General features: G+C 55.8%; 7 protein-coding genes and 1 tRNA gene. 2 read left to right on the plus strand and 6 right to left on the minus strand.

Features of this window, described 5'->3' with window-relative positions; translation table 11 throughout:
- Positions 1-61: 61 nt before the first annotated feature.
- Positions 62-289 (minus strand): hypothetical protein, encoded by a 228-nt coding sequence (locus tag HMPREF9538_RS16145; protein WP_009484811.1) that lies wholly within the window; start codon positions 287-289, stop codon positions 62-64.
- A gap of 585 nt (positions 290-874) precedes the next feature.
- Positions 875-950, minus strand: a tRNA-Ile gene (locus tag HMPREF9538_RS16140).
- A gap of 124 nt (positions 951-1,074) precedes the next feature.
- Here HMPREF9538_RS16140 and mug point away from each other — a divergent pair.
- Entirely contained in the window at positions 1,075-1,581 is a 507-nt protein-coding gene (mug, locus tag HMPREF9538_RS16135) for a G/U mismatch-specific DNA glycosylase (protein ID WP_002917636.1), read from the plus strand.
- Between the two features lie 99 nt (positions 1,582-1,680).
- Here mug and rpoD read toward each other — a convergent pair whose 3' ends face one another.
- From rpoD to rpsU, 3 genes are all read right to left on the minus strand, one after another.
- Entirely contained in the window at positions 1,681-3,522 is a 1,842-nt protein-coding gene (gene rpoD, locus HMPREF9538_RS16130) for an RNA polymerase sigma factor RpoD (RefSeq protein ID WP_004174339.1), read from the minus strand.
- Between the two features lie 218 nt (positions 3,523-3,740).
- On the minus strand, positions 3,741-5,486 hold the full coding sequence (gene dnaG / locus HMPREF9538_RS16125) for a DNA primase (protein ID WP_004149864.1): 1,746 nt from the start codon (positions 5,484-5,486) through the stop codon (positions 3,741-3,743).
- A gap of 111 nt (positions 5,487-5,597) precedes the next feature.
- Positions 5,598-5,813 carry a 30S ribosomal protein S21 gene (rpsU, locus tag HMPREF9538_RS0127475; RefSeq protein ID WP_001144069.1) on the minus strand — a complete coding sequence of 72 codons (216 nt, stop codon included), beginning with the start codon at positions 5,811-5,813 and terminating at the stop codon, positions 5,598-5,600.
- A gap of 237 nt (positions 5,814-6,050) precedes the next feature.
- Here rpsU and tsaD point away from each other — a divergent pair, with 237 nt between their 5' ends.
- The gene (tsaD, locus tag HMPREF9538_RS16120; protein ID WP_004900709.1) at positions 6,051-7,064 is read left to right on the plus strand and encodes a tRNA (adenosine(37)-N6)-threonylcarbamoyltransferase complex transferase subunit TsaD; all 1,014 of its coding nucleotides are present in this window, start codon (positions 6,051-6,053) and stop codon (positions 7,062-7,064) included.
- Positions 7,065-7,108: 44 nt separating this feature from the next.
- On the opposite strand, the gene HMPREF9538_RS33330 is transcribed toward tsaD, so the two are convergent.
- On the minus strand, positions 7,109-7,232 hold a 124-nt coding region (locus HMPREF9538_RS33330; RefSeq protein ID WP_009484812.1), incomplete at its 5' end, for a hypothetical protein.

Below are 7,232 nucleotides of genomic sequence, written 5' to 3' on the forward strand. Positions count from 1 at the left end.
GGGTAAAACGGCAGAAAAAGTGACTAAATGCGCAGTTAGCGGCCTTCTTCTGCGCAAAGGCTCAGCAGCGGCCCGCTTTCTGCGACAGGGCGTCGCAGGTTTTGCTCGCTAGCGTCGGGTTGGCGCCTGCGCAGATGGCATCCGAGACGGTGCTACCGCCGCCCAGCGGGATCAGCCCGTAAAGCTTCGGCTCGGCGGCCTTCGTCACATAGCAGCGATGGCTGGTTTTGCCGATGGTGACCACAAAGTTGGTTTTCACATCCTGCTGCCTCGCATCGGAAATTGTCACCTGCGAAGCATCGACATTAAAAGCAAACGCGGCGGCCTATTTCATTTCATTTTCCGTCGCCATGGGTGGTTTAGCTACGCAACCCATTAATAACAGTGCCAGACAGGTACTGATTGATATATCCCGTATTTTCATCATTTCATCCTTTTTGTAAGTCAGCGGGTTATATATAAGAGCGGGGGGAGGAACGCGTTGATTTCGATCAGCTGGCGCAGGCTATGGTTATTTTTCGGAAATTGACCTGTGTTGTTACATTTATCGTGAGTAGTATGAATTCCAGCATTGCAGGAATGAAAGATATTTCAAGACTACGTTGCGTAGTTAGACAGAAGTCAACAGGAGTGCGGCGGTTATGGGCTGCCCGAGATGCTCTGAGCAATATTTTGCTAAGGCAGAATGCTATCTGTTTTAGCGTAAGCGCAAATTTTCCCTGCGTTATAACGGACTTTTTATCCTCTTAATGGGATAGCGACAACACGCTAAGCCATGCGCGCTGCTCAGCGGTTTGTGGTGCCATTTTAAAATTCAGGAACAAAAAAGCAACTCTTTCGAGTGGCTTAATTATATGATTTTAAATCTAAAATTTGGTGGCCCCTGTTGGGTTTGAACCAACGACCAAGCGATTATGAGTCGCCTGCTCTAACCACTGAGCTAAGGGGCCGTGGCGAGGGATTATAAAGTAACTGGCGATTGCAATCCAGCGTAAAGCGCGCAGCTGCTGTTTTTATAAACAATGCATTTTCAATCCTTTATAATCATGTTTTAGCCATACAGCCGGAGAAAACATGATTAGCGATATCCTTGCGCCGGGCCTGCGCGTTGTCTTTTGCGGTATCAACCCGGGGAAGTCCTCCGCCCATACCGGCTTTCATTTTGCCCATCCTGGCAATCGCTTCTGGAAGGTCATCCATCAGGCCGGGTTCACCGATCGGCAGCTCAGGCCGGAAGAGGAGCTGCAGCTGCTGGATACGCGCTGCGGCATCACCATGCTGGTAGAGCGTCCGACGGTGCAGGCCAGCGAGGTCGCCTTGCAGGAGTTACGCAGCGGCGGCCGTGAGCTGGTGCGGAAGATTGAGGAGTATCAGCCGCAGGCGCTGGCGGTGCTCGGCAAGCAGGCCTTCGAGCTGGCCTTTAACCAGCGCGGCGCGAAGTGGGGGAAACAGGCCATGACCATCGGGACGACCCAAGTGTGGGTGCTGCCTAATCCCAGCGGCTTAAACCGGGCGACGCTCGATAAGCTGGTGGCGGCCTATCGTGAACTGGACGATGCCCTGGCAACCCGCGGCCAGTAGCGGAGAGAGGCGACTTTCCCGGGATGGCCACCTGAACGCCATAAAAAAAGCTCCCCGCAGGGAGCTTTTTAACAGGCTGTAGACGATGCCCCGCGACGATTAATCGTCGAGGAAGCTACGCAGCACTTCAGAACGGCTCGGGTGGCGCAGTTTACGCAGCGCCTTCGCTTCGATCTGACGGATACGTTCGCGGGTAACGTCGAACTGTTTACCCACTTCTTCCAGCGTGTGGTCGGTGTTCATGTCGATACCGAAACGCATACGCAGCACTTTCGCTTCACGAGCGGTGAGGCCGGCCAGCACGTCATGCGTTGCCGCGCGCAGGCTCTCGGTGGTCGCAGAATCCAGCGGCAGCTCGAGGGTGGTATCCTCGATGAAATCCCCCAGATGCGAATCTTCATCGTCGCCGATCGGCGTTTCCATGGAGATAGGCTCTTTGGCGATCTTCAGCACTTTACGGATTTTGTCTTCCGGCATCAGCATACGCTCAGCCAGCTCTTCCGGGGTCGGTTCACGGCCCATCTCCTGCAGCATCTGACGGGAGATACGGTTGAGCTTGTTGATAGTCTCAATCATATGCACCGGAATACGGATGGTGCGCGCCTGATCCGCGATAGAGCGGGTGATGGCCTGACGGATCCACCAGGTGGCGTAGGTCGAGAACTTGTAGCCGCGACGGTATTCGAACTTATCGACCGCTTTCATCAGACCGATGTTGCCTTCCTGAATCAGGTCGAGGAACTGCAGACCGCGGTTGGTGTATTTCTTGGCGATAGAGATAACCAGACGCAGGTTCGCTTCAACCATCTCTTTCTTCGCACGACGGGCTTTCGCTTCGCCGATGGACATGCGACGGTTGATATCTTTAACCTGCTCGATGGTCAGGCCGGTCTCTTCTTCAATCTGCTGCAGTTTCTGCAGGCCGCGCTGCACATCTTCTTTCACTTCCAGCAGCTTCTCAGACCACGGCTTGTTCATTGCCACCGCGGCGTTGAACCAGGTTTCGCTGGTTTCGTTGCCGGTGAACAGGGTGATGAAGTTTTTCTTCGGCATTTTGCACTGCTCAACGCACAGCTTCATGATGATACGTTCCTGAGTACGAACGCGATCCATCATGCTGCGCATGCTGTTGACCAGGTAATCGAACTGCTTCGGCACCAGGCGGAACTGCTTGAAGACTTCAGACAGCTTCAGGATCTCTTCCTGGGCGGCGGCATGGCTACGACCTTTGGCTTTGATGGTGTCGCGCGTCAGCTCGTACTGGGTACGCAGCTCGGCGAATTTCTCACGGGCCAGCTCTGGGTCGATGCTGTTGTCGTCATCGCTGTTGTCGTCGGCGTCTTCATCTTCGTCTTCGTCTTCGTCGTCATCCATCTCTTCCTGAGACAGCTCGGAGCCAACGTGGGTGGCGGTTGGCGCCATATCTTCTTCGGCGTTCGGATCGACGAAACCGGTGATCAGATCGGACAGACGGGCTTCTTCCGCTTCAACGCGGTCGTACTGCTCAAGCAGGTAGGTGATCGCTTCCGGATATTCGGCAACGGAGCACTGCACCTGATTGATGCCGTCTTCGATGCGTTTGGCGATGTCAATTTCGCCTTCACGGGTCAGCAGCTCTACGGTACCCATTTCACGCATGTACATACGCACCGGGTCGGTCGTGCGCCCGATTTCGGATTCCACGCTGGAGAGCACCTGCGCGGCGGCTTCGGCAGCATCTTCATCCGCGGTGTTTTCGGCAAGCATCAGATCATCGGCATCCGGTGCTTCTTCCATCACCTGAATACCCATGTCGTTGATCATTTGGATGATGTCTTCGATCTGATCGGAATCGACGATATCTTCCGGCAGATGGTCATTGACCTCGGCATAGGTCAGATAGCCTTGCTCCTTACCACGTTGGACAAGAAGCTTCAGCTGTGACTGCGGGTTTTGCTCCATAAGACGGTATCCACACTTAATTCGTTTGATTGGTGTCGGCAGACGGGCTGTCGACATTTAAAGCGAGGGCGTACTTATATTATTGCCGCTGCGCCTCTGCGCGGCTGTCGGGGGCTTCCCGATCGATACTCGGCACTTAAGCCGTTAAATACTTTTCCTTCACGTTGTTCTGCGTTTTCTTACTGCTTTGATACAACGTGAAGGATATTGTCTGTCATTTATTTTTTCGCCAGCTCCTGGCTGATGGTCCAGAGCTCCCGGCGTTCTTCACTGCTTAAACCGTGTGTGCGATCGCGAGCTATCAACTCTTCCTGTCGCAGTTCCAGCAGTGAATCAAACATATGGTTGAGCGAGTCGGTGAAGGTTTGTTCAGCGATGTCTTTATCTGCTATATCGTCCCACATCGACAGTTTTTCAAGGGTTGCCGCCTCTTTTGTGCCGCGATATTGCTCTAAAAGTTGCCCGGTTGTCAGACCAGGCTGCGCCAGACAGCTCTTCACCAGTTCGCTGAACAGGCTCAGTCCCGGCATTTTGCGCGAGTCCAGTCCCTCCAGCGGCGGGACTAACGGCGCCAGATCCGGGTTTTGCACCAGCAGTCCTATCAGTATACGCATGGTCGTGCGTTTTAGCTGCGGTGCGGGACGCGGCGCGCCATTTTCCGCCTGTTTTGGCATTAATCGTTCAAGCTGCGCGTCATCTAAAATGCCCAGCTTATTGCCCAACTCCTGACGCAAATAGATGCGCAGCGTTTCGCCCGGGACCTGGGTTATCAGCGGCAGCGCCAGCGTGCTCAGCTGCGCGCGCCCGTCCGGAGTACTCAGATCGACCTGCGGCAGCAGGCTGTTAAACAAGAACGTGGAGAGCGGCTGAGCCTGCTCCATCCGCGCCTCGAACGCCGCTTTGCCCTCTTTACGCACCAGCGTATCCGGGTCTTCGCCGTCAGGCAGAAACATAAAGCGTAGCTGGCGACCATCGGTCATGTACGGCAGCGCCGTCTCCAGCGCGCGCCAGGCGGCATCGCGGCCGGCCCGGTCGCCGTCGTAGCAGCAGATGACGTTATTCGTCACCCGGAACAGCAGCTGGATATGGTCGGCCGTGGTCGAGGTACCCAGCGAGGCCACGGCATAATTAATGTCGTACTGCGCCAGCGCCACGACGTCCATATACCCTTCGACAACCAGCAAACGCGGTGGTTCGGGGTTATCCTGCTGCGCTTCATACAGGCCATACAGCTGGCGGCCTTTATGGAATATGTCGGTTTCCGGGGAGTTCAGATACTTCGGCAGGGCATCGCCCAGCACCCGTCCGCCAAACCCAATCACCCGGCCTCGCTTATCGCGGATGGGGAACATCACCCGTTCGCGGAAGCGGTCGTAACTGCGTCCCTGATCGTTGGTGACCAGCATGCCGGCATCAATAAGCGACTGGCGGTTTTCCTGATTGCCGCCAAACCGTTTTAAAACGTTATCCCAACCTGGGGGAGCATAGCCGATGGCAAAGCGCGTAATCACCTCGCTGCTTAACCCCCGTTTCGCCAGGTACTGGCGCGCAGGATCGGCGGCGGGCTGCATCAGAGACTGTTGATAAAACGCATTCAGACCATCCAGTAACTGGTAGAGGTTCTGCCGTTGATGGCGCTCTATCTGGCTGGGTCCGTTGCCTGCTTCATAAGGCACTTCGAGGTTGTGCATGGCGGCCAGCTCTTCGACCGTTTCCACGAACTCGAGCTTGTCGTAGTTCATCAGGAAGTCGATAGCATTGCCGTGCGCCCCGCAGCCGAAGCAGTGGTAAAACTGTTTTTCACCGTTGACGGTGAAAGAGGGGGTTTTTTCGTTATGGAACGGACAGCACGCGTGAAAATTTTTGCCCTGCTTTTTCAGCTTTACCCGCGCATCGATCAGATCGACGATGTCGGTTCTGGCAAGCAGATCGCTAATAAATACACGTGGAATTCGTCCAGCCATAAGCCCCGTTATTTCTGATGACTATAAACGAAAATAAGCCGCGCATTCCTTTCGGAAGCACGGCCTTACAACTACAACTCGGTCTGAATTGAGAGCGTCGCTCTCAACAGATTAGTACAGACGAGTACGGCGTGCGTTTTCGCGAGCCAGTTTCTTCGCGTGACGTTTCACTGCAGAAGCTTTAGCGCGCTTACGTTCGGTAGTCGGTTTTTCATAGAACTCACGACGACGAACTTCCGCCAGAACACCTGCTTTTTCGCAGGAACGCTTGAAGCGACGCAGAGCTACGTCGAACGGCTCGTTTTCACGTACTTTAATTACCGGCATGTGCCTCTCACCTTTGATTAATTCGGTTTGCCGCTGGCCGCAATGCCAGCTTATTTCAAAATGGTGCGGAATTTTACTGCAACTACTGCTGCTTTGTAAAGCACCGGCGCCTTTTTTGAAAGGGACTTTTATAAGGGTGAGGAGTATACACGAAGAGAGCACCAGGGGTGAGCAAAGTTTTACATCGCCGGTCATTGGACCTACACTGCGCGGTATTGAAGCGAGGTAAAACAACTCATGCGTGTACTGGGCATTGAAACATCCTGCGATGAAACCGGCATCGCGATTTATGACGACCAGCAAGGTCTGTTAGCCAACCAATTGTATAGTCAGGTGAAACTGCATGCGGATTACGGCGGCGTGGTGCCGGAGCTGGCATCGCGCGACCACGTGCGCAAAACGGTGCCGCTGATCCAGGCGGCGCTGAAAGAAGCCGGTCTGACGGCGAAAGATATCGACGCCGTCGCCTATACGGCGGGTCCAGGCCTGGTCGGCGCGCTGCTGGTCGGGGCGACCGTTGGCCGGGCGCTGGCCTTCGCCTGGAACGTGCCGGCGATCCCGGTACACCATATGGAAGGGCATCTGCTGGCGCCGATGCTGGAAGATAATCCGCCGGCGTTCCCGTTCGTCGCGCTGCTGGTTTCCGGCGGCCACACCCAGTTGATTAGCGTCACCGGTATTGGTCAGTATGAACTGCTGGGCGAGTCGATTGACGATGCGGCGGGCGAAGCCTTTGATAAGACGGCGAAGCTGCTGGGACTGGATTATCCCGGCGGGCCGATGCTGTCGAAAATGGCGTCCCAGGGCACCGAAGGCCGCTTTGTCTTCCCGCGGCCGATGACCGACCGTCCGGGGCTGGACTTCAGCTTCTCCGGCCTGAAGACCTTCGCCGCCAACACCATTCGCAGCAACGGCGACGATGAGCAAACCCGCGCCGACATCGCCCGGGCGTTTGAGGATGCGGTCGTCGATACGCTGATGATTAAATGTCGCCGCGCGCTGGAGCAAACCGGCTTTAAGCGTCTGGTGATGGCGGGAGGCGTGAGCGCCAACCGTACCCTGCGGGCGAAGCTGGCGGAGATGATGCAAAAACGCGGCGGCGAGGTGTTCTACGCTCGCCCTGAGTTCTGTACTGACAACGGCGCGATGATCGCCTACGCCGGCATGGTGCGTCTGCAAACCGGCGCCAAAGCCGAGCTCGGCGTGACGGTTCGCCCGCGCTGGCCGCTGGCCGAGCTGCCTGCCGCCTAACGCATCCTGAAACAGGCCGACGTCACGTCGGCCTGCCTTCCTGACTACTCCATACTTTTACACAGCGAGCAGATGGCTCCCTGATGCTTGTGCGAGTGCATCACGTCCGGGCGCTCGTACTCTTCCTCACAGCTAACGCATTGATACACGGTGGTGGAGGCGTTCCCC

Source organism: Klebsiella sp. MS 92-3, assembly GCF_000195655.1.
GTDB lineage: Bacteria > Pseudomonadota > Gammaproteobacteria > Enterobacterales > Enterobacteriaceae > Klebsiella > Klebsiella pneumoniae.

Coding starts and splice junctions, on each gene's coding strand:
- rpoD (WP_004174339.1), bottom strand. CDS start 3,522: ATGGAGCAAAACCCGCAGTCACAGCTGAAGCTTCTTGTCCAACGTGGT.
- rpsU (WP_001144069.1), bottom strand. CDS start 5,813: ATGCCGGTAATTAAAGTACGTGAAAACGAGCCGTTCGACGTAGCTCTG.
- dnaG (WP_004149864.1), bottom strand. CDS start 5,486: ATGGCTGGACGAATTCCACGTGTATTTATTAGCGATCTGCTTGCCAGA.
- tsaD (WP_004900709.1), top strand. CDS start 6,051: ATGCGTGTACTGGGCATTGAAACATCCTGCGATGAAACCGGCATCGCG.
- mug (WP_002917636.1), top strand. CDS start 1,075: ATGATTAGCGATATCCTTGCGCCGGGCCTGCGCGTTGTCTTTTGCGGT.